1 protein-coding gene is annotated in these 242 nt (G+C 63.6%); it reads right to left on the reverse strand.

Annotation, left to right across the window (positions count from 1 at the left end):
• Nucleotides 1-242, reverse strand: a 242-nt coding sequence (locus tag ACLJNW_RS28005; RefSeq protein WP_410961875.1) for an AAA family ATPase, incomplete at both ends; no start/stop codon positions are given.

The following is a 242-nucleotide window of genomic DNA, read 5'->3' on the forward strand; positions in this document are numbered from 1 at the left end:
CTCGATGGTCACCTGGCCTTCTTCCATCGCCTCGAGCAAGTCGCTCTGGCTTTTCGGCGTGGCGCGGTTGATCTCGTCGGCAAGCACCAGTTCGGCGAAGATCGGCCCGGGATGGAAGACGAATTGCCCGCTGTCCTTGTCGAACACCGAGGTACCGAGGATATCGCCCGGCAGCAGGTCCGAGGTGAACTGGATGCGCTGGAAACTGAGCCCGAGCACCCGCGCCAGGGCATGGCTGAGGG

It is taken from the genome of Salmonella sp. SAL4457 (genome assembly GCF_046548235.1).
GTDB classification, from domain to species: Bacteria; Pseudomonadota; Gammaproteobacteria; order Enterobacterales; family Enterobacteriaceae; genus Salmonella; species Salmonella enterica.